23 protein-coding genes are annotated in these 23,189 nt (G+C 49.0%); 4 read left to right on the forward strand and 19 right to left on the reverse strand.

Annotated features, from left to right (window positions below; translation table 11 throughout):
* Nucleotides 1-8: 8 nt before the first annotated feature.
* The 4 genes from ASG33_RS10695 to ASG33_RS10710 form a co-directional block, all read right to left on the reverse strand.
* Nucleotides 9-3,545 (reverse strand): TonB-dependent receptor, encoded by a 3,537-nt coding sequence (locus ASG33_RS10695; RefSeq protein WP_056284248.1) that lies wholly within the window; start codon nucleotides 3,543-3,545, stop codon nucleotides 9-11.
* A gap of 204 nt (nucleotides 3,546-3,749) precedes the next feature.
* Nucleotides 3,750-4,784 carry a FecR family protein gene (locus ASG33_RS10700; protein WP_056284252.1) on the reverse strand — a complete coding sequence of 345 codons (1,035 nt, stop codon included), beginning with the start codon at nucleotides 4,782-4,784 and terminating at the stop codon, nucleotides 3,750-3,752.
* A 141-nt stretch (nucleotides 4,785-4,925) separates the two neighbouring features.
* A complete protein-coding gene (locus ASG33_RS10705; protein ID WP_056284255.1) occupies nucleotides 4,926-5,519 on the reverse strand; it encodes an RNA polymerase sigma factor in 594 nt (197 codons plus the stop codon).
* 161 nt (nucleotides 5,520-5,680) lie between these two features.
* Nucleotides 5,681-7,246 carry a serine hydrolase gene (locus ASG33_RS10710; protein ID WP_056284260.1) on the reverse strand — a complete coding sequence of 522 codons (1,566 nt, stop codon included), beginning with the start codon at nucleotides 7,244-7,246 and terminating at the stop codon, nucleotides 5,681-5,683.
* A 138-nt stretch (nucleotides 7,247-7,384) separates the two neighbouring features.
* Between ASG33_RS10710 and ASG33_RS10715 the strand changes: the two genes are divergently transcribed.
* The 4 genes from ASG33_RS10715 to ASG33_RS10730 all read left to right on the forward strand — a co-directional run bounded on the left by ASG33_RS10715 (nucleotide 7,385) and on the right by ASG33_RS10730 (nucleotide 10,443).
* Nucleotides 7,385-8,401, forward strand: coding sequence for a sensor histidine kinase (locus tag ASG33_RS10715; protein ID WP_056284264.1), 1,017 nt, complete (start codon nucleotides 7,385-7,387; stop codon nucleotides 8,399-8,401).
* A complete protein-coding gene (locus ASG33_RS10720) occupies nucleotides 8,388-9,092 on the forward strand; it encodes a LytTR family DNA-binding domain-containing protein (protein ID WP_056284268.1) in 705 nt (234 codons plus the stop codon). The genes ASG33_RS10715 and ASG33_RS10720 overlap by 14 nt, the downstream gene beginning before the upstream one ends.
* Nucleotides 9,093-9,315: 223 nt before the next feature.
* Entirely contained in the window at nucleotides 9,316-9,984 is a 669-nt protein-coding gene (locus ASG33_RS10725) for a GAF domain-containing protein (RefSeq protein WP_162242741.1), read from the forward strand.
* Nucleotides 9,985-10,071: 87 nt separating this feature from the next.
* Nucleotides 10,072-10,443, forward strand: a complete 372-nt coding sequence (locus ASG33_RS10730) for a PAS domain-containing protein (protein ID WP_056284272.1) — start codon at nucleotides 10,072-10,074, stop codon at nucleotides 10,441-10,443.
* A 26-nt stretch (nucleotides 10,444-10,469) separates the two neighbouring features.
* Here ASG33_RS10730 and ASG33_RS10735 read toward each other — a convergent pair whose 3' ends face one another.
* The 15 genes from ASG33_RS10735 to ASG33_RS10795 form a co-directional block, all read right to left on the reverse strand.
* Nucleotides 10,470-12,698, reverse strand: a complete 2,229-nt coding sequence (locus tag ASG33_RS10735) for a xanthine dehydrogenase family protein molybdopterin-binding subunit (RefSeq protein ID WP_056284275.1) — start codon at nucleotides 12,696-12,698, stop codon at nucleotides 10,470-10,472.
* 2 nt (nucleotides 12,699-12,700) lie between these two features.
* The gene (locus ASG33_RS10740) at nucleotides 12,701-13,720 is read right to left on the reverse strand and encodes a xanthine dehydrogenase family protein subunit M (RefSeq protein ID WP_056284276.1); all 1,020 of its coding nucleotides are present in this window, start codon (nucleotides 13,718-13,720) and stop codon (nucleotides 12,701-12,703) included.
* Nucleotides 13,717-14,349 carry a (2Fe-2S)-binding protein gene (locus tag ASG33_RS10745; protein ID WP_056284279.1) on the reverse strand — a complete coding sequence of 211 codons (633 nt, stop codon included), beginning with the start codon at nucleotides 14,347-14,349 and terminating at the stop codon, nucleotides 13,717-13,719. Before ASG33_RS10745 ends, ASG33_RS10740 begins: the two co-directional genes overlap by 4 nt.
* A gap of 115 nt (nucleotides 14,350-14,464) precedes the next feature.
* Complete coding sequence (gene paoC / locus ASG33_RS10750) at nucleotides 14,465-16,663, reverse strand: aldehyde oxidoreductase molybdenum-binding subunit PaoC (RefSeq protein WP_056284282.1); 2,199 nt, start codon at nucleotides 16,661-16,663, stop codon at nucleotides 14,465-14,467.
* A 1-nt stretch (nucleotide 16,664) separates the two neighbouring features.
* Nucleotides 16,665-17,615: a xanthine dehydrogenase family protein subunit M gene (locus ASG33_RS10755; RefSeq protein WP_056284285.1), complete on the reverse strand. Its 951-nt coding sequence runs from the start codon at nucleotides 17,613-17,615 to the stop codon at nucleotides 16,665-16,667.
* Nucleotides 17,616-17,660: 45 nt separating this feature from the next.
* Entirely contained in the window at nucleotides 17,661-18,305 is a 645-nt protein-coding gene (paoA, locus tag ASG33_RS10760) for an aldehyde dehydrogenase iron-sulfur subunit PaoA (RefSeq protein ID WP_056284287.1), read from the reverse strand.
* 71 nt (nucleotides 18,306-18,376) lie between these two features.
* Nucleotides 18,377-18,580 carry a hypothetical protein gene (locus ASG33_RS25760; protein ID WP_157474704.1) on the reverse strand — a complete coding sequence of 68 codons (204 nt, stop codon included), beginning with the start codon at nucleotides 18,578-18,580 and terminating at the stop codon, nucleotides 18,377-18,379.
* Between the two features lie 249 nt (nucleotides 18,581-18,829).
* Nucleotides 18,830-19,345, reverse strand: a complete 516-nt coding sequence (locus ASG33_RS10765) for a cyclophilin-like fold protein (protein ID WP_056284292.1) — start codon at nucleotides 19,343-19,345, stop codon at nucleotides 18,830-18,832.
* Between the two features lie 119 nt (nucleotides 19,346-19,464).
* Nucleotides 19,465-20,334 (reverse strand): AraC family transcriptional regulator, encoded by an 870-nt coding sequence (locus ASG33_RS10770; RefSeq protein WP_056284295.1) that lies wholly within the window; start codon nucleotides 20,332-20,334, stop codon nucleotides 19,465-19,467.
* Nucleotides 20,331-20,570 carry an alpha-L-rhamnosidase C-terminal domain-containing protein gene (locus ASG33_RS26055; RefSeq protein ID WP_056284298.1) on the reverse strand — a complete coding sequence of 80 codons (240 nt, stop codon included), beginning with the start codon at nucleotides 20,568-20,570 and terminating at the stop codon, nucleotides 20,331-20,333. Before ASG33_RS26055 ends, ASG33_RS10770 begins: the two co-directional genes overlap by 4 nt.
* A gap of 22 nt (nucleotides 20,571-20,592) precedes the next feature.
* Nucleotides 20,593-20,907: a hypothetical protein gene (locus ASG33_RS26060; protein WP_056284300.1), complete on the reverse strand. Its 315-nt coding sequence runs from the start codon at nucleotides 20,905-20,907 to the stop codon at nucleotides 20,593-20,595.
* Between the two features lie 205 nt (nucleotides 20,908-21,112).
* Complete coding sequence (locus ASG33_RS10785; RefSeq protein ID WP_082489183.1) at nucleotides 21,113-21,520, reverse strand: EthD family reductase; 408 nt, start codon at nucleotides 21,518-21,520, stop codon at nucleotides 21,113-21,115.
* A 216-nt stretch (nucleotides 21,521-21,736) separates the two neighbouring features.
* Nucleotides 21,737-21,958, reverse strand: a complete 222-nt coding sequence (locus tag ASG33_RS10790) for a hypothetical protein (RefSeq protein WP_056284303.1) — start codon at nucleotides 21,956-21,958, stop codon at nucleotides 21,737-21,739.
* 50 nt (nucleotides 21,959-22,008) lie between these two features.
* Complete coding sequence (locus ASG33_RS25765; RefSeq protein WP_157474706.1) at nucleotides 22,009-22,152, reverse strand: hypothetical protein; 144 nt, start codon at nucleotides 22,150-22,152, stop codon at nucleotides 22,009-22,011.
* A 2-nt stretch (nucleotides 22,153-22,154) separates the two neighbouring features.
* Nucleotides 22,155-23,159, reverse strand: a complete 1,005-nt coding sequence (locus ASG33_RS10795; protein ID WP_056284306.1) for a glycosyl hydrolase — start codon at nucleotides 23,157-23,159, stop codon at nucleotides 22,155-22,157.
* Between the last annotated feature and the right edge of the window lie 30 nt (nucleotides 23,160-23,189).

Below are 23,189 nucleotides of genomic sequence, written 5' to 3' on the forward strand. Positions count from 1 at the left end.
TTTGAGATTTAAAAAGTTACATTCAGGCCACAAGAAAAGACACGCTGCAAGGAATAGGCGATCCCGCCACCATTGCTTGCACGTCCGGCAAGTTCAGGGTCAACCTGGTAGAACTTCGGAAGCTTGCTCCATGTAAAGAGGTTATCCCCACTGGCAAAAACGCGGACCCTGCTCAGACGGATTGCTTTGGTCGCATTCGCCGGAAGCGTGTACCCGATAGACAGGTTTTTCAAACGCAAATAGGCAGCGTTCTGCAGATAGCGGGTTTGCTCCACTGCCATTTCCCTGCCGGGTGTCTCAGCAATGCCGGGTTTCAGGCGAGGGTAGAATGTATCAGTACGTTCGGGCGTCCAGTGGTTATCACGCATGTGCGGTGTGAGATGCGTCCATTGCGTGGCGTAATAGCTGTAAAACTCGTAATCCGTTGTAGTACTGCGGTAGGTCGGGTAAAAATTACGCCTGCCTACTCCCTGGAAAAACGCGCCCACATCAAAGCCTTTCCATTCGCCGCGCAGGTTCAGACCGAATGCGTAGCGCGGCTCGCTGTTCCCGATAATAGAATAGTCGCCGTGATCATTGAGTGTCCATTGCCCGCGGTTCACCTTTCCATCCCCGTTAAGGTCAGCGAATTTGAGGTCACCCGCTTCAAGCGGATAGGCATTGGAGGATACCTGCGACTGATCTGCATGGGTTTTCACTTCATCATTGCTGCCAAAGTAGCCCAGTGTAGTAAGTCCCCAGATTTCACCGATCCGCTTCCCTACATAATGGTCGTCCAGCGTACCCGTCGCATTGTCGTACCGGGTAATTTTGGCGCGGTTATCGGAAAGGATCAAATTGAAATTGTATCTGAAATCGTCTTTACCCAACTTGAACCGGTCGCGCCAGCCCAGGTTAACTTCCCACCCTCTGGTTTGCAAATCGGCCGCATTGACATTGGGAGCAGCCGCGCCGAGTGTACCGGGATAGGTTTTGGCTTTGGTGAGCATATCCTTTGTGTCCCTGATGAAAAGGTCACCCGAGAATGAAAGCCTGTCGCGCAGGAAGTTCATGTCAAGTCCCAAATTACGCGTGATCACGCGCTCCCAGGTATAGTCGCCTGCCACGAGCCCGGGTGCGCCGACGGTCATCGGGCGCGTACCATCAAGCATGGCGTTTAATCTTGAAAAACCCATTGTTGGCATATACCCGAACACACTGCTGGCCTGGTTGGCAAGTTGTCCGTAAGAAGCCCGCACTTTCAGGTGGCTCGCTACCGGCGTCAGGAATTCCATAAACGATTCGTTGGAGAGTACCCACGCGACGGAAGCCGAGGGGTTGAAAACGAAGCGTTTGCCTTTCGGGAACCGGGAAGATCCGTCGTAACGGCCGTTCATTTCCATAATGTATTTATTGTCGAAAATGTAGTTCAGCCTGGCAAATCCGCTTCGCATCGCCCACTTCGTGACGCTCTCCTGCAAGGATATGGTACCTGTTGCCAGCTGCGGCGTAGGGAAAGTAGGTGTAACGAGCCCCACCCGGTCGTAGTACAGATACTGGTTGCGATACGATTCCTGGCTGTAACCCGCCATTACGTTCACGAAATGCTTTTGCGCAAATGTTTTGGTAAAATTCGCATACGCATCCATATAGATCTGGGTGCGGGGCGTGGTACCTCTCGCTGCCGCATTGTTACCTCCCGAAATAAAGGGCAGGCTCGGACCGCGCTTGTAGGGAACGGAGAAATTACCCCACTGATTCAGCGTCATATTGTTGGTATAAGCAAAATTGCCCTGCAAATCCAGCACATCTTTCAGTAAAGAAATCTTTGTGTTGAGCGATGATTGAAAGAGATTGTTCGTGGTTTCCGCTTGTCCGCCGTCGATCATTTTACCTACACTTTGAACACCCGCCGACGACCAGCCGCCTTCCGGATTGCGTACTGCCTCATAAGACCCCATTGTTTGAGAGTAAAACAGAAAAGCGTCATTGAATGCGCTGGGGCGGGAATAGCTGTTACGCATAAAGCTGGTATTGTTGCCGATCGTCCACCAGTCGGTCACTCTGAAATCCAGCTTGCTGCGAATATTATAGCGGTTAAAATCTTCACCAACGGGTTTAAGCAGACCGTCTTCGTGCTGGAAATTTCCGGACAACAGATAATTTACGCGATCCGTTTTACCGGAGATCTCGATCCCGTGCTGCGTTGAAAATGCTTGTTTCCTGAAAATCTGATCATACCAGTTTGTGCTTTCAAAGTAAGTCCAGGAACCGCCGAACTCCATGAATTTGGGCAGGCTCGGGTCATTTTGCAGACGCTGGGCATATTCCAGCACGTGTGCACCGAACTGAAAAGCACCCATTTGATTAGAGTACCAAAAGTTGGTATACGGGTCCTCCACGATCTGCGGCCGGTAAGTCGGCTGCTTGATCACGAAGTTGTTGTTATAGCTGATCTGCGGTTTTTCAGTCCGGCCCGATTTGGTTTTGACCAAAATCACCCCGAAAGCTGCACGCGAACCGTAAATGGCGGCCGAAGCAGCATCTTTCAGTACACTTACATTTTCAATATCCTGGGGATTGAGGTTGTTGAGCGCGGCAGCGTCCATAATGATGCCGTCGATCACCACCATCGGCCCGTCGGTCCCGTTGATTGAATTCTGACCGCGGATGTTGTAGCTCGGCGAAGTGTCTGCCCGGCCATTACCCACATTCACGGAAAGGTTGGCGACTGTTCCCTGTAGTGCCTGGCCCACATTCATGACCGGCCGGTTGGCGACCAGTTCTGTCGGTGCAGTAGCGATGGAACCAGAGATATTCTTGCGTTGCTGGGTGCCGTAGCCGACTACCACCACTTCGTCGAGCGCCTTCTGATCCACTTTCAACAGAACTTCGATATCCGTTTTTTTACCAACAGCCACTTCCTGCGGAATGTACCCCACGAAAGAAAACACCAGCACGGCATCTTCATCGGGGACTTCAATGGAAAACCGGCCATTTACATCGCTGATTTGTCCTTGTTGGGTGCCTTTTAAAATGATGTTGACACCCGGCAGCCCCTCCCCTTTTTCATCGGCAACTTTCCCTTTTACCGTGAGTTGAACAGGCGCGGCAGGTGCCACCCCGGTATGCTCACTTATGCCTGCCTGCGGAGATTTCCCTTCTCTCTGGTCGGGCTGTTTCCGCACGATATACACGACATTCCCTGTGTTCATATAGGCCAGGTTCAAGGCGGGAAGTGTGACATTCAGCGCCTCTGAAACCCTGTACCGGCCTTTTGGAAGATTAAACTTTTCCTTACGGCTCAGCTGGTTTTCCATGTAAGCGAAGCGCAGTGCAGTCTGCTTCTCTATTTGTTTGAGAAGACTCCTGACTTCTTCGTTCCTGAGCTCGACTGAAACCTGGATTTCGGCCAGCGACTGTGCACCTGACGAATTAGCCAGTAGCAGCTGTGCACAGGTGACGGTAATAATGAGATAGAGCAACCCTATTCGCATGATCGACTTAATAGCGGGTTGTAGGGCAGAAAGGGCATGCCTTCCCCGGTTGATAAAATTTTTATACATTTACCAGACGTTTTTAGTGATTCCAAAATGTTAAAAACGGAGCCGTAACATCCATTTGCTACGGTATTGAAGCCTTCCGGTGGCCGCCGGGGGGCTTTGTTTTTTACTCCATATACGGGTCGTGCCGTCTAGCTGTCGTCGGGATGTGGGCGGAGGAGGTGTTGGGTTGGCATGTTATGGTTGGTTAAGCTGGTTTTGCAAGGGTTAGGTACAGGAACCTCCCGTTATAGTCGCCTTTTTTCCGTCAATGGAATAGGTCGCGCCCGTCAATGCGGATAGTACTTTGAGAACGGTAGGCAAATCTTCTGCATTCAGGAAGGAAGCGGTGACGCGGCATTTGAGGATTTCGGGCTCGGTAAATGTAAGCTCGGTGCCGTAGTGATGCTCGATCAGCTCGCGGGCTTCTTCAAGTCTTATGTTATCAAAAACCAGGTAGTTGTTTCGCCACGCGAGTTCCCGCTCTGCGTCAATGCGCGTGGTCGTGAACTGATCACTTTCTACATTGACGGTAACCTGCTCGTCAGGTTTCAACTTTGTATAAATTCGGTCATTACCTCCCACTTCCACGAGCCCGCGGGTAACTGTCACCTTCACTTCACCCGGCAGTACTCGGACATTGAATGCGGTCCCCAACACACGCGTCAGGATCTCTCCTGCCCTCACCTGGAAAACGCTTTTCGGATCATGCGCTACATCAAAGTAGGCTTCGCCCTTTAAGTTTACGGTACGGATACCCTTTGCGAACATCCCGGGAGAGTAGCTCAGCTCACTGCCTTCGTTCATGAGCACGCTGCTGCCATCGGGGAGGTTCAGGTATTGCTTTCCTTTAAAATTCAGCTGATCCGAATTCTCTGAATGGATTTCCGTGCGGGCAATGTTCTCATTGACGGGCACATTCCGGGCTGTAAGCCACCATACCGAACCCAGCAGGAGGATAGCCGCTGCTGCCCAGCTCCACCGGAATTGAAATGACTTTTGTTTTGCCGGGGTTGCACCCAGAATATTAACCAGGATTTCGGCCTGCACCTGGTCCGGCATGGATTCGGTGCCGGTTTCGAGGTTGTACTGCTCGTCTATCCATTTTTTGAATTGTGTCTCGAAACCATTTTCGGCAAGCCAGCGCAGTTCCTCCTGCTCCGCCCCGGAAGCCTCCCGGGCAATATAGCGCGCCATCAAATAATCAAATCGCTGGGTTTGTCCGGGATCAGGTGTGTCCCCGCCGTCTGGTTCTTTTTTCATCAGAACAAAAAAATGATGATGTTCCGGCTTATTGTCCGGCTTCTAAAATACATGTCTGCGAAAAGTGTCGCAGGGGGCACGCATTTTCAAAATAAATTGAGAATGGAATGAATAATGAGGAAATCAGAGAATCCTGATCTTCTAATTCATCAAAAAAGGGGAAATAAAAGCCAGCATTTCAGCTTTTAAAAGGGGTTCCAGCCGGACGCGAATGAAACTAAGAATACGCTTCATGTGAGATTTGACGGCCAAACGGGTAAGGTTCAGTCGCTGGGCGATCTCCTCGTGGCTAAGTTCTTCCTGGCGTGCGAGCCGGTAAATTTCCTGTTGGTGAACAGGCAGCTTGCCGATTACTTCTTCTAAAAAGCATTCATATTCATGCTCCTGGATCAGCTGTTCGGTGGTGTTGGCTGATTGATTGAGGTAATTCAGCTCGCTGGCGAGGTTTGAGAATACGGTGTTTGAGCGATAAGCGTCGTAAACCTGCTTCCTCACCATTCCCCGCAGGTAACCGCCCAGGTTCAGAACTTCGGCCATTTTCTCACGACGGAGCCAGATATCCATAAAAATATCCTGTACCACCTCTTCCGCAGCTTCTCGGGAGTCCAGAAATTTCAATGCGACCCGGTAAACCTTGGGGCTGTACTCCTGGAAGATTTGCACGAACGCCGACTCGTCACCCCGCGCCAGTGCAGCGAGGCTTTCTCTTTCGTCGAATAGGCTACCGGAATTCATGATTACCAATGATCGTGTCGCGTGACCTCAAATATATCTTTTGTTTTTACTTCTTTAGTGGATTGAGGATTAACTTAATAAAAAATTAAAACGTAGAATTTGTAATGCTGCAGTTTATAGTCAAGTCTGATTTCGTTTTTGGTCAGATAGTGAGCAGGGATTTACCGATTGGGTGAATTGCGATCGCTGTCTGACTTTAATAACTGACTGAGGATCCTCTTTCCGTCCTCATTAGCCGGGTTCAACTCAATTGATTTCCGGTACATCCGGATAGCGTCTTCCTTCTTCCCAGTGTCCCTCAACAGTTGGCCATAGCTGTCGTAAGTATTGAAGCTTTCAGGGAAAATAAAGGTGGCCAGTTTAAAAACTTCGAGTGCTAACTCACGATGGTTTGCCATATCCGACATATAAAAAAGATTATAGCCAAGCTCATTCATCTCTCCTTCATGTAAATAGTATGTCAAAGTGTCCCCTTTGTTTGCATTGAAAAGCGCTGCGGCGTGATCAATACCCCGTTTTACCAATGCTGTTCCGTAAAGTGTCACCAATGATTTCCGGGTCCTGAATGGGAGCGGCGACTGGTTATTTAACAATAGTAATGCTGATGTGATGAACCGCCCGAACTCGCTGCCAGCAGTATTGTCAAAGCCTATGATCGTCTGATTTTTGGCAAGGTTATGCAAGTAAAAAGTGGCAAGTCCGAATTTGAAACCGCCGTGACCGACAGATTTCCCAAACCTTTTCTGCTCAAAAATCTCCCAGCCTAAGCCATAGGTCATCTCACCTTCACCAGCCATCGTATCCATTCCCTTGGAATAATATATCTGTCCATTGTTGAGTTTGACAGGCGTCATTGCTTCCTGCATAGTACCCGTTTTAAGAAGTTTCCCATCAAAATAAGCCTTGTCAAAGCGGAGCATATCTGTGACCGTACTGATTACACCGCCTTGACCTACTGTGCCGCTGTTATTATAAGTCAAGTACCGGAACCTTGACATTGAATCGACCAGGACGAACGAAGAATCGTAGCCAGGGTGCGGCTTCATGTGTGGATGCGCCGTGGGACGAGCAGCTTTTTTACTGCTCATCTCAGCGCCGCCGACATAGGTTTCATTCATTCCCGATGGTGTGAAAATATATTTTTGTAAATATGACTGAAACGGCATCCCACTCACTTTTTCCACCAAAAGGGCCAGAACATTATACTCGGTATTACAGTACCGGAATTCATCGCCAGGTTTGAAATACAAGCCCCGCTCCCATTTGTGCAGCTCCGGTAACACATTCCGGTTTGTAATAATTGTATCCGGGAATTGCCGTACCAGGTTTTCAAACAATTCCAGGTCCGGAAGGCCGGAGGTATGCGTCAACAAATGACGGATCCTGATGTCGCTGTACCGAAAGTCAGGCAGGTAGTTACTTACTGCGTCATCCAGATTAAAACCGCCCCTGTCTCTCAGTTGCAATACCGCAGTTGCAGTAATGACCTTTGATATCGAAGCCAGATTAAACTGAGTACCTGAGGTGTTTAGCACCTGCCTGCGGAAGTTTGAATAACCAGACGAAAAGTTGACAACCGGCTTTCCGTTTTGGGCCAGTAAAATGTTGCCATTATGTTGTTTGAGGTGGCCGAGTTCTTGAAAATAGGAATCAATCGGCTGGGATTGGACTAATGCAACTGCATTTACCAACCATAAAAGGGCTAAAAACAGGGGAAATTGTTTCATCATCGAACGTTTAAATTTCGGGCAAGGTAGGCGGCAGGTTTATCCGAAACCCCGAAAGTCGTTCAACAGGCAAAACACATCGACAAACAGGTAAGTCCCTGTCAGGTAGATAGGGTAAATTTATAATACCTTCGTTCCATGAAGAAAAGGCTCCTTTTATTCTCGGTAGCGTTTGTTGTTTTTTATGCGCTGCTTGGTCTCGCAAAGCAATTACCTGCCTTGGCACGCGGGTACTTTTCTGTTGGGAATGGCAGTCACAGCCTTTCCGAATGGGTACAGTTCACAGGCGACATTGGGATATATTATCTGCTGGCGCTAAGCGCTTACCTTCTGCTATTCAGGTACCATCCTGGAAAGCGGTACCTACCCCTGATCAGCGGACTGTTGCTGATCTGCATCATCAGTTTTTTCTGTGCGCTGTCCTGGACAAGGCTGTTTGAAGATGCCCCTGTGCGTATGACGCGTTATTTCCAGCTGGTCATTTTCCCGATTGCAACACAGGTGGGCTTTGCTACCGTTTTTTATCTGGTCAGGTATTCACAGTATAAAGAAGTGCAACAAGTAGCATTAGAATTGCAGAACCGCAAGACAGAATTGTCGTTACTACGCTCACAAATCAACCCGCATTTTCTGTTCAATCATTTAAACAACATTTACTCGCTTGTGTCTGAACAGAGTCCGCTTGCATTACCGGCGATATCCGGACTGTCTGAGCTACTCCGGTACATGCTATACAACAGCGACGAAACGGTATTGTTAAGCACTGAAATCAACTATCTCGAAAAATATGTCGCGTTACAACAACTCCGTTTTGAGCATCCCTCAGAAATAGAGATTACCCGGAAAATCAGCCACGAAGAGGCTAGAATACCTCCGTTCCTATTGATCCCATTCATTGAAAATGCATTTAAGCACGGGAAAGTAAGCGACGAAAAACGCTGGCTGAATATTGAGATCAGCAGTGACCCGGTACGACTGGATTTCATTTGCAGCAATGCAATTGGAAGTCATCGAAAGGACGCGACCGGGGGCATTGGCATTCATAATGTAAAGCAGCGATTGAATTTGCTTTATACCGGACGTTACCGGTTAGATATCACAAGCAACGGGGACCTGTTTATCGTAAAACTGCAGTTACTGTATGGAGCATCATAACGTGCTGCGTTGCCTCGTCGTAGATGACGAGCACCCCGCTATCCGGTTGTTAGCAGGTTACATCAAAAAAACACCGGGGCTTCAACTTGTTCTGCAAACGACGAGCGCCAACCAGGCACTTGACGCTATTCAAAACGGATTGGCTGACCTGGTGTTCCTGGACATACAAATGCCGGAGATCACAGGCATTGATATCATGAGGTCTTTGAACAATAGCAAAATCAAAGTAATCATCACCACAGCTTATACAGAATACGCTTTGAATGGATACGAATATGATGTGATAGACTACCTTTTAAAGCCGATAACCTTTGACCGCTTCCTTATTGGCATAGCCAAGGCAAAGCAGCGAATGGAATCGTCGGCGATGCCGCCATGCTCCGGATATGTGCTTTTGAAAACAGAATACAAGATCCAGAAGGTGGATTACGAAACGATCCTTTATATCGAAGGCCTGGGCGATTACCTTGTCTTTTATCTCACAACTGGCAAACTTTTGACATTGGAGCGAATGAAGAATATGGAACAGATATTACCGGATAATTGCTTCGTCCGGATCCATAAGTCCTACATTGTTAACATCAGCAAAATCAGCTATTTCGAAAAGTTAAAGATTGTAGTTGCAGGAAAACATCTGCCGGTTGGGGATACCTATAAAAGCGCCTTGCGAGTGAAACTGGGTTGGCAATAAAAAGCTGAACTACCAAGCTGTGTGGATTTGCCGGTGTTAACTGAGCGGTACATGCACTTACTTGGAAAACGTCCTTGGCAAACAACACTGCGGAAATCTTTGTGCAGAATTAACATTTAAAGTTCATAGTGTAAGATTTTGTGATTAGATTAATATCATGTTTAAGAACCCATTATAGTTAAATGACACGCAGGGATACTGCATGTTGATAAAGAATACGGTTATGGTGAATAAGTCTGGATCGGACAGGGAGCATGAAAGGTTGAAATTGGTCCGGTTTCTCCTGGAAACTGAGTTTGACAAAAAGAAGGAGTTTCAGGATATCGTTGAATTAGCTGCCAGCCTGTGTGAAAAGCCGGTGGCCCTCATAACGCTTCTGGACGAGCACCATAACTGGATCAAGGTACGGATCGGAGTGGACCACGAGGTAATGCCCCACGAAACTTCTTTTTGCCGGTATGCCATTGATGAAGACGAGCTGATGATTGTCCCTGATGCAACGAAAGACTTGCGGTTTCATGAAAATGTACTGGTAAAGTTTGATCCTGGCGTCCGTTTTTATGCGGGTGTTCCCCTTGCGCTTAATAATGGGTACAAACTTGGCACGCTGTGCTTGTTCGACCTTAAACCCAATGATCTCAGCGAGATTCAGAAAACCGCACTTACAGTTCTGGCAAGACAGGTTGTATTTATGCTTGAACTGGAAATACGTGACAAGTTATTAAAGAAACAAATGGACGAAATCCAGTCAAAGAATGAGTCTCTGGTAAAAATCGCTTACATCCAGTCACATGATATAAGGCAGCCCTTAACCACGATCATGGCACTTGTGAGTCTTGTCAAAAATGGATATCAGGAAGTCGATGAAGAATGGATCGCGATGATGTCCTAGACTACTGATCTGCTGGATCAGCGGATTCGTGCTATTGTCACCGAGTCACTCGCTGAAAAAGATATCAAAGCGCTTCGTTTCAGCAAAATGGTCGAAGAAATTGAAGACTACGCGATCCTTCTCCTGGATAAGGAAGGGAATGTGGAAAACTGGAATAAGGGAGCTGAGATTTTAAAAGGCTATAAAGCGCACGAAGTCATTGGTAAAAATTTCAGTATATTCTACAGTGATGATGATCTGGCGCTTCGGGTGCCACAGTTGCTGATCCAGCGGGTTACCGCGGTTGGCTCAGCAAAAACGGAAGGTTGGCGCCTTAGAAAAGATGGTTCCCGGTTCTGGGCAAGAATCGTGATTACTGCTATACATGATAACTCGGGCGAAGTAATCGGATTCACAAAGGTGACGCGGTTATTGCAATCCAAAGAACGGATGGCAAAAAGCAATACACTGGCTTACTAGAACCATCAAGAATCATAAATTGAGCTTCAAGATACCTGCTGCATCACCTTATCCGGTGTAATAGGCAGCTGCCTGATCCGCTTCCCCGTCGCATTAAAAACCGCATTGGCTACCGCCGCAGAAAAACCGATCAATGCAATCTCGCCCATTCCTTTTGCGCCCATTGGGTTAATGATCGGGTCGGGCTTATCAATGAAAATGGTTTCGATCGCGGGCACGTCGGCATGGACTGCTACGTGGTAATCCGCCAGGTTATTGTTGACAAACCGGCCAAATCGGTGATCAATGATCGCTTCTTCCGTTAGCGCCATCCCGATGCCGCCAGTCACGCCGCCAATCATTTGGCTTGCTGCTGTTTTTGGACTGATGATCCTGCCTGAATCGGCTACGCTGACGGCTTTGGTTACACGCACAGCACCTGTAAGTGCGTTCACTTTAACCTTCACAAAATGCACTGAGAAAGAATACATCGAATATTTTTCCTGCTCGGCGCTCCCTTTCGAGTCGGCCGTTTGGGCGATGGAAGGCAGGTTATTGGTTTTCAATAACTCAGTTACCGCTACCTTTTTTGAAGGGCTATTAGATAAAAAGATGTTTCCGTTTTCCATTGAAAGATCAGCGGCCTTACTGCCGGCAAGCGGTGCGCCTGCCTTTGTCGTAAGTTCAAACAGCTCATTTTTGATTTTGGTACAAGTATCAAAAACAGCAGAGCCTACTGCGGACACGATGGCCGAACCGCCCTGGCTTGGCGCTTTGGGTAACGACGTGTCGCCATACTCGACCTTGATGCGATCAAAAGGAATGTCCAGCACATTGTGTGCGATCATCGTCAAGGCGGTGCCTGTGCCCGGACCGATGTCGGTCACCGCACTTTGCACCACCAGCGATCCATCCGCATTAAGCACCACTCTGGCAGAAGCTTCCCATCTGAATGCATTGAAAACACCCGTGCTCATGCCATAACCGGCAAGCCAGTTGTCTTCCTTGCTGACGCCCGGCTCGTTTTTCCGCTCTTTCCAGCCTATTGCTTCTGCGCCGCGCTCGTAAGCTTCTTTTAAATGTTTGCTTGAATACGGCCTGTTGTGTTCGGGATCTGTTTCCGTATAATTTTTAATCCTGAATTCAATCGGGTCCATGTTTAGCTTGTGCGCCATTTCGTCCATGGCCGACTCCAATGCAAATGCACCTGTGGCTTCACCCGGGCCGCGCATCCAGATGGGCACACTGCGGTCCAGGCGCACAAGGCGATAGCGCGTGCTTACATTCGGACAGTCATACATAAACTTCGTCATGTTGACAGTAGCTTCCGTAAAGTCTTCGTATTTAGCTGTTTCTGCTGTTGCCGCGTGATGAATGGAGATGAGTTTGCCGTTTTTGTCCGCGCCCATTTGAATGGACTGCGCCGTGTAAGGACGGTGACCAACCGTGGTAAACATCTGGCTGCGGTGCATCACCAGTTTTACGGGACGACCTACTTTTTTGGCAATGGCCACGGTCGCGGTTTCCTGCGGCCAGGTGCGTAATCCCATTCCAAAGCCGCCTCCCATGAATTCGGTATGCACATGGATGTTTTTTGGATCCAGTTTGAATGCTTGCGCCATAGCCTGCTGGGTAGAATTGACGCCCTGCGTTTTGGCATAGATCATCAGCTGATCAGCGCCGGTCCAATGCACAACAATCCCATGCAATTCCATCGGATTATGGACTTCAATCGGAATGGTATATTCCGATTCCAGCTGGACAGGAGCGGATTCAAAAGCTTTTGCATTTCCGCGCGCGTAATCGCCACCCTTGGGTGTGATCTCGTCTTTTTTATGTTTGTCCAGATCCGTCCGTGCTGCCTGCTTGCTGTAAGTGGCTTTGACCAATGATGCCGCGTAGGTGGCGCGCTCGTAGGTATCAGCGACAACCATGGCAATCGGCTGCCCGTCGAACAGAATTTTCGGACTGCTGAGAATGCGGTATTTTTCTTCAGTATCCGGCTTGGGCGGTGGTCCGTCAGCCTGCTTGCTTGGCGGCGCATCCCAGCCCGGAATGGGCGGCATGTTCTGATGGGTAAATACGCCGAGCACGCCCGGAGCGCCTTGTGCTTTTTTAATATCAATATTAGTGACGGTCCCACGCGCGATCTCACTGCCTACAATGACACAATAGGTCATATTGGGAATGGCAAAATCAGCAAAGTATTTGGCTCCGCCGGTTACTTTCATTCGTCCGTCGATCCGGTCAAGCGGTGGATTTTTTTCGTTTTTCATGATCAGACGGTTTGCGTGGCGATTTGAAGTGCTTCGATGATGGCATTTGGAGCTAGGGTCAGTTTAAAATCATTTTCCCCGTAACCTTTTGCGCCTTGCATAGCCAAGGTGGCGGCTTGTTTGAAATTTTCAAGGGTTGCTTCCTTCCCTTTCAAATAAACCTCCGCTTCGGCGAGCCTCCACGGCTTATGTGCTACGCCGCCCATCGCCAGCCTGATATCCTGAATCGTCTTGCCCTTCATATCCGCAGCAACGCCCACTGACACCAGCGCAAATGCATAGGATGCGCGGTCGCGCACTTTGAGATAATGCGAATATTTGCTCATTTCATTTTTTGGAACATCTACTGAAAGAATCAGCTCTCCCGGAAGGAGCGTGTTATCTTTCTGTGGAGCATCGCCTGGCAGGCGGTGAAATTCGGCAAAAGGAATGCTGCGGTTCCCTTTTGGCCCCGTTACATTGACCGTCGCGTCCAGTGCAGCCAGCGCAATGCACATGTCGCTGGGGTGCACGGCGATGCATTTTTCGGAAGTCCCGAAGATCGCATGCATTCTGTTGACACCACCAATCGCACCACAGCCTGCGGGACCATTAAGCTGCCCTTTGAAAGGACCCGACTGCACCGGACTGCGTTTATTGCAAGGCATGGAATGATCATAAAAATACGGACAGCGTGTCCGCTGCATCATGTTGCCTCCTACGGTCGCCATGTTGCGAAGCTGGGCAGAAGCACCTGCATTCAAGGCCATGGATAGCAATGGGAAATGTTTTTTAATCAACGGGTGATCGGCAACCGCCGAGTTTTTTGCCATTGCTCCAATTCGGATACCTGAGGCGGTTTCTTCAATCGTGGCAAGGGGCAAACGGTTAATGTCAACGAGCCGCTCGGGAATGATAACCTCCCTTTTGACAAGATCGATCAGGTTTGTGCCACCGGCCAGAAAATAGGCGCCAGTTTCTTTTGAAACGGCCGATACTGCCGCCTGGGTCGTGTTTGCACGCGTGAATTGAAATGGGTTCATATCCGGCCTCCTTTCGATTTAACTTCCATGATCGCTTCCACAATGTTGGCGTACGCACCGCAGCGGCAGATATTTCCACTCATATATTCCCGCACTTCGTCGGGCGAATTGGCATGTCCTTCATTAATGCAGGCCACGGCCGACATGATTTGTCCAGGTGTGCAATAGCCGCATTGAAATCCATCGTGTTTGATAAATGCTTCCTGCATCGGATGCAGTTTGTCGACACTACCCAATCCCTCGATCGTTGTAACCTTGCTGCCTTCCGTGGTGAGTGCCAGCGTGAGGCAGGAATTGACGCGCTGCCCATCGACGTGCACCGTGCAAGCGCCGCACTGACCGTGGTCGCAGCCTTTTTTGGTGCCGGTAAGGTTTAATTGTTCGCGAAGTAAGTCCAGTAAAGTCACCCGCGGCTCCACCGATAATTGTTGCGCTACACCATTGATCTCCACGCGAAGCGGCTGCTGTTCAAATGCAACTGCCACTTTTTCGTCCAGCCCTCTCTCCACGGCGTGAACGGCGGCGGGCGGCGTCAGCGCGAAGGCAGCAAGCGCGGACGATTGTTTCAGGAATGCACGCCGCGATGCACCCGTGCTTTCCGGTTCGCCGGCATTATTTTCGTTCTCCATGGTGATCCTCGTGATATAAATACAGTGCTGCAGGTAATTGGGTAAATGTTATTGTACCCGTACTAAAATCATGCGAATGATCTCGGGTCCGTGATAATTCCCAGTCGCTATCTATTTAAACTACTCTTAATAGCTTATCCAGCGTAACAGGATAATCTCTAATCCTGATGCCGGTCGCATTATAAACTGCATTGGCCACGGCTGCTGCCACACCAACAATGCCCAGCTCACCAATTCCCTTCGCTTTCATCGGCGACATCGTAGGGTCAAGATCTTCCAACAGGATTACTTCCTGGTGCGGGATGTCTGCATGAACAGGCACTTCGTAGCCTGCCAGGTCATGATTTACAAAAAAGCCTACCTTCTTGTCCACAACCATTTCCTCCATTAATGCTGCGCCTACGCCCATCGTCATCGCGCCGATTATCTGGCTGCGCGCCGCCTTTGGATTCAAAATCCTGCCTGCGTGGCACACTGCCAACATTCTTCTTACACGGATTTCATAGGTAAATGCATTCACGCCCACTTCCACAAAATGCGCCCCGAATGTATCCTGCGCGTATTCTTTGGAAAGTTCGCCATAGGTCATTGTATCCTCGGCGACAAGCTCCCCGCCTTTGGCAGCCTCAATTAAGGCAGCACTTTTATCACCAAGAATAATACGACCATCCGAAAACCGTGCTTTTTCCACATCGAAACCAAGCTTACCGGCTACTGCCTCCCTCAGTTTGATGCAGGCCGCATACACGCCGGAAGTGGAAGATGCTGCTCCCCACTGCCCGCCTGACCCTGATGACTCGGGGAAAGACGAGTCGCCAAGCTTCACCTGAACCTGATCAATCCCGACGCCCATCATTTCTGCGGCTGTCTGGGCGATAATGGTATAGGTGCCGGTGCCGATGTCGGTCATATCGGTTTCCACAGTGATCCTGCCGTTGCTATCCAGCCGTACACGTGCAGCGGATTTAGTAATGGGAGCACCCCGCATCGCTGCGGCCACGCCCATCCCGATGAGCCAGTCCCCTTCCTTGATTGCACCCGGCTTGGCATTTCGGCGCTCCCATCCAGATTTCTTAGCTCCCTCGCGCAGGCATTCAACCAGTTTACGGGTCGAAAACTTGCGTCCCGGTTTCTCGGGATCTTCCTGTGTATCATTTTTGATCCGGAACTCGACCGGGTCCATTTGCAGCTTTTCAGCCATTTCGTCCATCGCTATTTCCAGTGCCATCATACCCGATGCCTCTCCCGGTGCCCGCATGGCGCTGCCCTCAGCAAGATGCAAAACGGCCAGCCGGAGCCTGGTAAGCCTGTTGGCACCCGCATATAATATCCTGGTTGATGCAGTAGCAGATTCGGTCATGCCCCCTGGCAGATTACCCGACCAGCTTTCATGACCTATCGCCGTAATAGTGCCGTCGGGATTTGCCCCGATCCTGATCCGCTGAATGGTTTTAGGCCTGTGAATGGTGTTATTGAACATCAAAGGACGCTGCAATGTCAGCTTTACCGGCCGGCCAGCAGCACGGGCCGCTAGGCTTGCAGCCACAAGATCTGAAAGCACTGTACCCTTCCCGCCGAAACCACCGCCGATGTAAGCTGAGATAAGCCGCACATTTTCTTTGGGTATACCTAATATGAAAGCTAGGTCGCGTACGCCCCAGTTAATCTGCTGAATGGTACACCAGCATGTCAGCTTATCACCCTCCCATTTTGCAATGGTGGCGTGAGGCTCCATCATCGCATGTGCCTGGTCAGGTGTGGAATAAGATCGATCTATTTTTACCTCAGCTGTTTTGAATGCTCCGTCAAAGTCGCCTGTGCGGGATTCACCCGGAGGCGTGTATGGGCCTGGGTTAGGAGGCTGGGCACCCTCTTTTGAAGCTTCCAGATCATAATTGCCAGCTTGTTTTTTGTATTCAACCTTCAAAAGCGCGGCTGCTGACCGTGCCTGTTCGAAAGTTTCAGCCACGACGATAGCCACCGCCTGGTGATAATGGTCGACCTGCGGCCCGGCCAGAAAACGGCTGACGTAAAACTTTCCAGCCTGCAATGGACCGGCATTCGCAGCGGTGACAATTGCCAACACACCTGGCGCAGCTTTGGCCGCAGCCTGATCGATGCGCGTAATGGTCCCACGCGCAATGGCCGCACCTAAGATATAGCCGTAAGCAGGATTAGTAACCTCCTCATTGTATTCATAGGCATATTTGGCCGTGCCGGTTGTTTTCAAAGGGCCTTCAATGCGGTCGGTTGGCTTGCCAACGACCTTTAACTGATCGATGGGGTTTTGCCCTGCTGGTTTGTCGAATTTCATATCAGCTTTTCCCTTCTTTTAAGACCAGTGCAATAGTGCGTTCTACCAAATTGACTTTGAATTCACTCTCCTTAGTGGGCCTGGCGCCTTCCATCAGTTTTGCAGAAAATGGCTTGGCGCCCGATGGTAACAGACTTTCTGCCCCGGGAACACGCCAGGGTTTTGGAGCAATGCCGCCAACGGCAATCCTGCCAGTCCCATCTTTAAATAAAATGGCAGCAACCGAAACCAGTGCGAATGCATAGGAAGCCCGGTCACGGACTTTATGATAGATATGTGTGCCTCCGGCCGGAGCAGGCAGCACCACGGAAGTGATAAGCTCATTTTTTTCCAGCGTGGTTTCCAGATGCGGCGTTTTCCCCGGTAAACGATAAAGCTGCGAAATGGGAACCTGCCGGGTCTTGCCAGCTGGGTTAATGGTTTCAACCGTCGCATCCAACGCCGTCATAGCCACGGCCATATCGCCGGGATAGGTGGCAATGCAGGCATCGCTGCTGCCTATAACAGCTAGTTGCCGACTGAAACCGGCAATGGCTGCGCAACCGCTTCCGGGCACCCGCTTGTTACATGGCTGATTGGTATCATAGAAATAAGGGCACCGCGTGCGCTGCAAAAGATTGCCCGCCGTCGTCGCCTTATTACGAAGCTGACCCGAAGCGCCAGCGACCAATGCCCTGGATAAAATGCCGTAATCTTTGCGGATAAGCGGGTCTGCCGCAAGGTCGGTGTTGGTGACGAGTGCGCCTATTCTTACGCCGCCATTGGCTGTCGGTTCAATTTTATCCAGTCCAATACGGCCGATGTCGATCAGGTGGGTGGGCGTTTCGATCTGTAATTTCATCAGGTCGAGCAGGTTTGTGCCGCCGGCTAGAAATTTAGCACCTGGTTTAGCAGCAATGGCTGCGGCCGCCTCGACTGGCGTAGTCACGCGCTGGTATGTGAATGATTTCATCGGATGGAATGTCTTTGGTGAAAATGATGCATTAGGTTTTACCCGCTATGCGCCCGCAACTTCTGCTGCTGCCTCGGCAATGTTGGAGTATGCGCCGCACCGGCAGATATTCCCGCTCATCCGTTCCCTGAATTCCGCACTAGTAAAAGCAACTTTCGAATTCAAATCGGCACTTGCGTGACTGGGTATGCCTGCTTTTATTTCTTCCAGCACCGCCACGGCCGAACATATCTGTCCCGGCGTGCAATAACCGCATTGATATCCATCATGCTTGATGAATGCAGATTGCATCGGATGAAGCTTTTCAGGTGATCCCAGCCCCTCGATTGTTGTGATCGAATCATTTTCGTGCTGCAAGGCGAGCGAAAGACAGGAATTGATACGCTTGCCATTGACAAGCACCGTGCAAGCACCGCACTGTCCATGATCACAACCTTTTTTGGTGCCTGTCAGGTGCAAATGTTCCCGGAGTGAATCCAGCAATGTTGTCCGGGTATCGATTTCCAGTTTCTGGACCTTTCCGTTCACGGTGAACGATACCTCAGCTGAAACAACAGGTGTAACGGCCTGCGGCTCCGGCCCCGCCTCTACTCCGGTGACCTTGGTAATAGCCAGCGTGGTAACTGCAATTGCAGTCCCGGCCAGCATTTCGCGCCGGCTGATGTGGCCTGCTGAATTTTCTTCTTTCATAGTTTCGCCCTTTTGCGTATAACTTGTTGAACTACAATAACTATACCGTGTAAAAGTAAGCTAAGTCATAGTCACAAAATCGTGATCATTCTGCACTCTTTTGATATACCCAATATAAGCTGACACGATTGAGGAGAATGTAGGATATCAAACAATTCCTTATGAATATCAAACTGTCCGAAAGGCATATCCGCATCGTCCAGCTGGCGGATCGCGGAAGCGATCGCCATAAACAGATTTCCTCTATATCCAGGCTCCCGCGAGGCCTCCTTCATTGTAGTCGGTCAGGAGGCTCCTCCGGAGCCCTTTTTCATATCTTGTGCGATGTTTCTATAAACAGGAAGCCCCTCTGGGGCTACAAAGGCGATGCAAAAAAGGCGAAATAAATATTCCAAAACCTGGCTCCGGAGGAGCCCCCTACATCCTATCTTGTGCGATTTCGTGATAGACTGGAAGCCCCTCTGGGGCTACAAAGGCGAGGTATCGCTTCGTTAAAAAGCGACTCTGACAACTCCACCCCTTCCCTATTCCATTTCAAAGCGGACTGAAACCGAACCTTTGCCGACAGCCGCAGCAAAACCGGATGGATTGTCTATTTTCCCTAGCCTGGTATAGCTGTACGGTGTCGGAAATGACTCGTAAAAAAGCACCAGCGTGAAGGATCCGTAAAGCATCAGATCACCGGCTGCGATGTTGCGCGGGTTGGAAGCTTTGGTTGGCAAGGCGCTGCCGAAATTGTAAAGCTTTTCATTGCCATTCAACTCGGTCATGTTCACTGTCATTGGAAGTCTTGCTTTGAAGGCCGTAACGGTCGGGCTCGAAACCAGCGTGGCATTGAATGTTCTTGAACCAATGATGATTTTCAATCGGTTGCCGGAAGAGTCCACGTCAGTGCTGTCGATGCCGGGGCTATCCTGCCCGGGGCTTTCCAGCCCGGTGTCGTTATTGCGGTTCGGGTCCATGCTACCGTTTGAATTACATGCCATGATCGCCAGGATAAATACCAGTAAAGGGTACAGGATTGCTCTTGATTGTTTCATGTGCTTTCTGCGTTTTAATACTTCAAATCTAGCGGGAATCCCACTGCTGAATCCAATGGAAATCAACCGGTATACTATGGATATCAAACAATGCTGACCAAAGCACGTCGCAAGATGAATCAGGATCGCACCGAAGATGGCACAGTGCCGGTGAGTCTTTTAAAATAGTTGTTGAAATACGCAGGATACTCAAATCCAAGCGCATAGCCAATTTCGGCAATGGTCCAATCGGTATGGATGAGAAGCGCTTTTGCCTCCATAATGATCCTTTCTGCAATGTGGGCGCTGGTCGGTCTGCCTGTAATTTCTTTCACAGACCGGTTCAAATGATTCACATGCACCGAGAGCCGGTTAGCAAATTCCTGGGCCGTTTTAAACTGCATGGGCTGATCGATACTTTCAATTGGAAATTGTCTTTCCAGAAGGTCAAAAAACAAAGAAGCCGTACGCTCGGCCGCATTTTTATGTTTAAAGAAATTCTCAGCGGGCTGCATTTTCAATGCTTCGTGAATGAGCAGGTTGATGTAGTTACGCATCAGATCATGCTTGAACAAGTAGTCTGTCGCATCTTCGGCGATCATCTTCTGAAATATCGAAGCAATGAAGTCCCGCTGCTCCTCAGATAATGTAAAAATGGGCGTCCCTCCTATTTTGAATAACGGGCTTTCCTGCAAGCTTTCCGAACGTTCATTGACCTTCAAAAAACCTTCCGAAAACAAACAGGTGTACCCGGTATATTCCTCCGAAATGATCTCCCAGGAGTATGGGATATGCGGGTTACCGAAGAATAAAGTCTTTGCATCGATCTCAATTCCGCGGTCGGCGTACTGCACAATACTGCGACCTGTAACCAGGCAGATTTTATAAAAATCTTTCCGGTTGTAAGTCCTGACCACATTTTCACCAGCTTTGATTTCAAAAACCTTGAATCCCTGGTTTCTGAGCTCAGCACCAAATTCGGATACAGGTGCAACGTTACGATCTTTCATATTTTTAGCGCATTTTTCCCTGGCTTCAAAGGGACGGTTTTACCCTTCCAAACGAAGCTCCCCGAGGTTTTTTCCGGAAGATTGATCTCTGCTTGCATCGCGCCTTGCTGCACTTGATAGTTCACCGAAATAACGCCGTTCGGGTGCGGCATCTCCCCGCTGATACTTGTGATCGAACCCAAATGAGGTGTTATTTTCACTTTTGCAAAACCTGCCGCATCGCTGTCAATCCCCAAAACCGTCCTGAAAAATTCAATGTTAGGGCTCGATCCCCAAGCGTAGCAATCCGACCGCGACGTGGGCGTCGCCAATGTATTGCAACTGATCATAATATGGACAATCCATATAGGTCTCAAATGCGCAAAGCCGGGCAGTACGCCAGCCGATTTCCATCATTTTGCCCATTTCCGGATCCTGGGTTTGCAGCTTCGCTTTTTGCTCGAAAGGATAGCCCGTGAAAGTGCCGTAAATGTCATCGATCACCAGGGGATCCGCCCTGATCTCGACCACCAGCTGGATGTAGCGATATGTCCGCCAGCTCAACGGCGTGTATTGCTGGAAACAAAAAGCCATCAACTGCTAAACTTTACCGAATGATCTCCATATAGGCAGTTTCTTGGCGAAGCGGTTGTTGATGACATCACATTTCGTGTCAATGCGCATCAAATATTGTCAGCTTGGCTTGAATTTGCTTTATACATTTTACTGTTTCATTTACCAGTTTTACCGATTGAGGCAGAGTAAGAATGCCGCGGATAATTACAAGTAAATTTGATTTTTATTTTACGATCTCACTTACTAAAATCACCGGGCTGATATTCGTGTAGTTTGCAAAATCGGCGCGGATCGCATCCCTTTTTGGCGCCAGCGCAGCTTGATACTCACTCAGGCTTTTTACGTAGAATGTACCGATGGCCATAAATGGCAGCGGTTGATTTGGAATGCCACTGGCAAGTCCCTTTTCAATTGTGTATTTAATCAAATTTGACCCCAAAAAGCCGGCGACCATTGGCATGTGTTTCGTTTCATAATACGCCATATCGAAAGTTTTGCCTTCGGCATAAGGGTACATAACAAGGATCTTAATTGTGCCCTTTGAAGCAGGGCCTTCATTCTGATTTTCCTGACTGAATGCAGCGAAACATTTGAGCAAAAGAAAAAGTGAGAAAGTGAATCTTAGCTTCATATCATTGATTTTAAGTGTTAACCGGCAACCCTGCCCTTTTTATACAAGTTTATTAACCTTAAACCATATTTCATACTTTCAAACAGGCAACTCGTCGCATTTACATATTAAGCGGTATGTAGCAATATTTTCTTTGCAGCTAACCACCAAATTAATATTATGAGTATAGCACTGAATGTAATGTAGGGTTTGCTGGATAAGAAAATGGGTGATAGATTAAATGTCTGCCACTTTTTGTAAAGTAGCCTGAAATTCTGACACATCGCCTGCCGAATAGTACCGCTTCATTTTGGCACTAAAAACGCCCAGTCCACTTTTGGACCTGATCAAGATATTGCCCGCCGCGTCGCTTTGTAAGGAGGTGGGTTTAAGTGTTGCAGGATATTGAATGATGCCGGGGTTGGTTTCAAAGCTGTTTTCTGCAGCATTATAAACCAAAATCTTCTCCCCGTGAATGATCAGAAAAACGTGTCCTTTCCCATCCTTTTTTAATTTGTAAGCATATCGGGGAATCTCGATCCAGCCGCAGGGATGGACGCGGGATGAAAAGTCAGATGGCCGGTATCAAACCGCCCGATCTGATCTCCCATCAAATCGATCTCCCGGAACATGAATGCAACCACAACCTGCATTTTTAACAGCCTCCACTTCTGGGTATGGCGTAAATCACATTGCCGGAAACAGACAGGTTGAAGACTTTGTCCTGTATAGCTGGAAGTAAAAGCTTCCACGTTTTTCCCTTGTCTGAGGACCTGTAAATGCCTGCCGGGTGACCGCAGAACAGGTATTCACCAACCTGCGTTATCGAGGCGACCTCCATACTTGGCGGAAGCTCGGCATCGATAGGCTGCCAGGTCTTACCGCCGTCATAAGATGTCCGTACTCTTCTTGTCTCCGTTTCAGTATTGAAGGTGATCGCGGCAAATCCGCCTTTGATGCGTTCGATAGCAATGCCCACTCCGCCTTCATTAATCACATTCACCCAATTTTCACCACCATCTACCGACCGGATAATGCCTTTCTGGCTGGTTGCCAACAACACACCATCCGACGCAAGCAGTTTCATCGCCCAGCCTCCGTCATAGACCCGCTCCCAGGATTTCCCATTGTCATCAGATTTAAAAAGGCCTTTATCGCAACCGACAAAAACAGTGTCCCCGGCTTCAAAAACAGTGCGAACGTTCTTGCCCGGAAAACCCGTGTAGATCGGCTGCCATAAATCTGTTCCGTTTACTTTTTGTGAAAACTGCCCGCCATAGTTAAATGCAAGCACTCCATTTTTGCCAGGAACAATACTCGCACGGTTAACGGGAACAGTCTCCTTTTTCCAAAAAGAAGCCCCTGAATTTGGTTTGCGGTAATACAATTCATTGGCAGTGCGCAGATAGATTCCATTCTCATTGGCAATGAAACCATCCTTCGGAAATCCGTTTGCGGTCGCATTTGCTGGCAGCCCTGCACTAATGTCCTGCCAGGTTTTGCCGCCATCAGAGGATTTAAAGATGATGTTTACAGCTACCACCTTATTCCGCTTTTTATGGCTCTCCGTAAGTGGTGCTGACTTTGGAGATTTAGAAGCCTGATAAAAGGCAAACGAGAATAAAACAAGGAGAACGAACGGTAGGCGATGGATTTTCATGACTGAAATGGTTTGATAAATGATAGCTAA

Origin of the sequence: Dyadobacter sp. Leaf189 (genome assembly GCF_001424405.1) — a bacterium.
In the GTDB taxonomy this organism is placed as follows: Bacteria; Bacteroidota; Bacteroidia; order Cytophagales; family Spirosomataceae; genus Dyadobacter.

What these genes read in the sequence shown, in the direction of transcription:
- ASG33_RS10715 (WP_056284264.1), top strand. Translation starts at nt 7,385, where the DNA reads ATGAAGAAAAGGCTCCTTTTATTCTCGGTAGCGTTTGTTGTTTTTTAT.
- ASG33_RS10710 (WP_056284260.1), bottom strand. Translation starts at nt 7,246, where the DNA reads ATGAAACAATTTCCCCTGTTTTTAGCCCTTTTATGGTTGGTAAATGCA.
- ASG33_RS26060 (WP_056284300.1), bottom strand. Translation starts at nt 20,907, where the DNA reads ATGGCTTTTTGTTTCCAGCAATACACGCCGTTGAGCTGGCGGACATAT.
- ASG33_RS10770 (WP_056284295.1), bottom strand. Translation starts at nt 20,334, where the DNA reads ATGAAAGATCGTAACGTTGCACCTGTATCCGAATTTGGTGCTGAGCTC.
- ASG33_RS10785 (WP_082489183.1), bottom strand. Translation starts at nt 21,520, where the DNA reads ATGAAGCTAAGATTCACTTTCTCACTTTTTCTTTTGCTCAAATGTTTC.
- ASG33_RS10720 (WP_056284268.1), top strand. Translation starts at nt 8,388, where the DNA reads ATGGAGCATCATAACGTGCTGCGTTGCCTCGTCGTAGATGACGAGCAC.
- ASG33_RS10740 (WP_056284276.1), bottom strand. Translation starts at nt 13,720, where the DNA reads ATGAACCCATTTCAATTCACGCGTGCAAACACGACCCAGGCGGCAGTA.
- ASG33_RS10745 (WP_056284279.1), bottom strand. Translation starts at nt 14,349, where the DNA reads ATGGAGAACGAAAATAATGCCGGCGAACCGGAAAGCACGGGTGCATCG.
- ASG33_RS10695 (WP_056284248.1), bottom strand. Translation starts at nt 3,545, where the DNA reads ATGTATAAAAATTTTATCAACCGGGGAAGGCATGCCCTTTCTGCCCTA.
- ASG33_RS10705 (WP_056284255.1), bottom strand. Translation starts at nt 5,519, where the DNA reads ATGAATTCCGGTAGCCTATTCGACGAAAGAGAAAGCCTCGCTGCACTG.
- ASG33_RS10735 (WP_056284275.1), bottom strand. Translation starts at nt 12,698, where the DNA reads ATGAAAAACGAAAAAAATCCACCGCTTGACCGGATCGACGGACGAATG.
- paoC (WP_056284282.1), bottom strand. Translation starts at nt 16,663, where the DNA reads ATGAAATTCGACAAACCAGCAGGGCAAAACCCCATCGATCAGTTAAAG.
- ASG33_RS10765 (WP_056284292.1), bottom strand. Translation starts at nt 19,345, where the DNA reads ATGAAACAATCAAGAGCAATCCTGTACCCTTTACTGGTATTTATCCTG.
- ASG33_RS25760 (WP_157474704.1), bottom strand. Translation starts at nt 18,580, where the DNA reads ATGAAGGAGGCCTCGCGGGAGCCTGGATATAGAGGAAATCTGTTTATG.
- ASG33_RS10755 (WP_056284285.1), bottom strand. Translation starts at nt 17,615, where the DNA reads ATGAAATCATTCACATACCAGCGCGTGACTACGCCAGTCGAGGCGGCC.
- ASG33_RS10730 (WP_056284272.1), top strand. Translation starts at nt 10,072, where the DNA reads ATGGTCGAAGAAATTGAAGACTACGCGATCCTTCTCCTGGATAAGGAA.
- ASG33_RS10700 (WP_056284252.1), bottom strand. Translation starts at nt 4,784, where the DNA reads ATGAAAAAAGAACCAGACGGCGGGGACACACCTGATCCCGGACAAACC.
- ASG33_RS10725 (WP_162242741.1), top strand. Translation starts at nt 9,316, where the DNA reads ATGGTGAATAAGTCTGGATCGGACAGGGAGCATGAAAGGTTGAAATTG.
- ASG33_RS10795 (WP_056284306.1), bottom strand. Translation starts at nt 23,159, where the DNA reads ATGAAAATCCATCGCCTACCGTTCGTTCTCCTTGTTTTATTCTCGTTT.
- paoA (WP_056284287.1), bottom strand. Translation starts at nt 18,305, where the DNA reads ATGAAAGAAGAAAATTCAGCAGGCCACATCAGCCGGCGCGAAATGCTG.
- ASG33_RS25765 (WP_157474706.1), bottom strand. Translation starts at nt 22,152, where the DNA reads ATGCAGGTTGTGGTTGCATTCATGTTCCGGGAGATCGATTTGATGGGA.